At 45.2% G+C, this 2,252-nt stretch carries 2 protein-coding genes; both read left to right on the top strand.

Annotation, left to right across the window (positions count from 1 at the left end; translation table 11 throughout):
- On the top strand, nt 1–1,185 hold a 1,185-nt coding region (locus tag GY683_RS00880), incomplete at its 5' end, for a transposase (RefSeq protein WP_297286956.1).
- Nucleotides 1,186–1,606: 421 nt separating this feature from the next.
- Entirely contained in the window at nt 1,607–1,891 is a 285-nt protein-coding gene (locus GY683_RS00875) for a hypothetical protein (RefSeq protein ID WP_297286955.1), read from the top strand.
- Nucleotides 1,892–2,252: the final 361 nt, after the last annotated feature.

The following is a 2,252-nucleotide window of genomic DNA, read 5'->3' as shown; positions in this document are numbered from 1 at the left end:
AGACTTGAGCGTGATGAGAAAACCGGTAAGATGAAAGTGATCCGCGCGGCGGTTAAGGCGCCATATTATCAAGTGCCGATGAGTTGGAATTTTTCAAGATTTTTAAAAAATGTGATCCAACTGGAAGATGAGCAAAAAATGATATCGGAAATGGGGCGCAAGCTGCGCGAAGATTTAATGGTTGAGTTGCCTGATTTTGGCAAACACCTGGGCTATGATGGCAAAGCGATAGACAGTTACAGCACTGGGCAGCAAAACCGAGAAACCGGGCAGACCTCTGATCCTGATGCGAATTGGGGTAAGCATGAGACCAAAGGCGTCGATAAGGGCGGTAAGCCATGGAAGAAAGTTAAGAGTTGGTTTGGCTATGGTTTACATTTAATCGCCGATACACTTTATGAAATTCCAGTGGCTTTTGGGCTGACCGTGGCATCGGCATCCGAGCCAGTCGAGCTTGGTAGCCTGATTCAACAGACCTTTGAGCAGACGCCTGCCATTGCAGAGCGCTGTGAAGATTTTACAGCCGACAAGGGATTGGATAGTGCTGAGATAAAAGCGATGTTGTGGGATGATTACCACATTCGACCCGTGATAGATATTCGACAGATGTGGCGAGAAGAAAAGAACGAGCCGGGATATGATCCTGAAAAGCCGATTACCAGAGCGCTTTTTACTGAGCGTGTGGATACCATTGTTCATACTGAAAAAGGGACCCTGCATTGCATCTGTCCGGCAACCGGTGAACAGCGCGATATGGCTTTTCAGGGTTTTGAAGCAAATCGAAATACGGTAAAGTATCGTTGTCCCGCCGCTGCATATGGATATGAATGTAAAGGTCGCAACGAGTGCTCGGCATTCGGGCAAGTGAATCCAGGTGCGTATGGTCGCAGTGTTCGCATCAATATTACCAAAGCGGATCGGCGAATTTTTACGCCGACCCCTCATGGCAGCCCGAGTTGGCAGAGGACCTATAACCGCCGCTCATCTTTGGAACGGATCAATAACCGTATCGATAACAGCTTTGGTTTTGAAAAGCATTACATCCGTGGCAAAGCAAAGATGCAGACCAGAGTTGGTTTAGCATTAGCGGTGATGATGGCGATGGCGCTGGGTCATGTAAAGGCCGGTCGTATCGAGCAAATGCGTTCTCTGGTGCGTCCGATAGCCAAAGCAAAAACAGCTTAACGATATTTTGAAAGTTAAGTAAATTTTAAAACCAGAGAAGCTCTGGCGGGGAGATCTATGCCTGCAAAACGCTCACTTTGGGCAAAAGGAACCATAAATTTTAATTATTTAATAAGCACAATTCATTTATGGGCATCCCGTGTCATTCCCCTTGCCAGGGCCTCCGGGACGGTCGTTGAAAAACGTGACAGCGCAAATCTCTCCTGTTGAGCCATATACGGTCTACCTAACCAACTAAAATTATTGAATATTCAGAGGGGCATAAAAATATTTTACCCCAAAAAATTTTGGTCGGGTCATGTAAAATCAGTGGGTTAGCAGGCAATGGGCAAGGATTAATCTAAATTTCACCCCATCTCGTCTATTTGATGCCCCCCCCCCAACCGTGCGCCCTTCCTTAATAAAATCGGGAGGGGGCAATATGGCAGCGTCCCTTCGTGTTGAGGATCTGCAACCGGTCATGCTAAACAACATTGCCTTATCCGGTGCAGCAATTCAAGCTTTTTTGGATCCACTAAAAAAAATGCATTACTACGGCTCAAAATGGATAGCCGATGGCAATAAAAAGATCATTCGCATAGGCGAGCTTCGGATTAAAATGTTTTACTTGCTGGTCTGCTACATCATTTTGTATCAGCTCTTCCACAAGTGCAAAGCAGACAACACCTGCCTGTCGATTACGATTGTCAACTGCTCTTTACGGTAAGCTACATGCTCTGTTGGTAAAAACGATACGCGCTGATGTTTGCTAGTGAGCTCAGGTATCAAACGCCGCCGGTACTAGGAAAGCTTGCCAACATCGCAACAAAGAAAGACGACACAGAGGGGCAAGTTTTTATCCAATGGCTACAACCGACGAATATCACCAAAATAGAGCACCACTTAAAAGTATCTTATCAAATTCATCAACGTCATAGTCCATATTCGCTCTGCTATCTTTTGGAGCATCAAGCGCTTTGATACAGAGCATACTTTGAGGCGAGCATTGATTTATTTACCTAAGCTCTTCTTTGTTTAAAAATATAGGTAAAAAGAAGTAAAATAGGTAGTGCTTTTCTCCTCTATTT

Origin of the sequence: Moraxella sp., from assembly GCF_024227015.1 — a bacterium.
Lineage (GTDB): Bacteria > Pseudomonadota > Gammaproteobacteria > Pseudomonadales > Moraxellaceae > Moraxella.
Note: the sequence above shows the minus strand (reverse complement) of the source record. Positions and strands in the feature narration are given on the sequence as shown.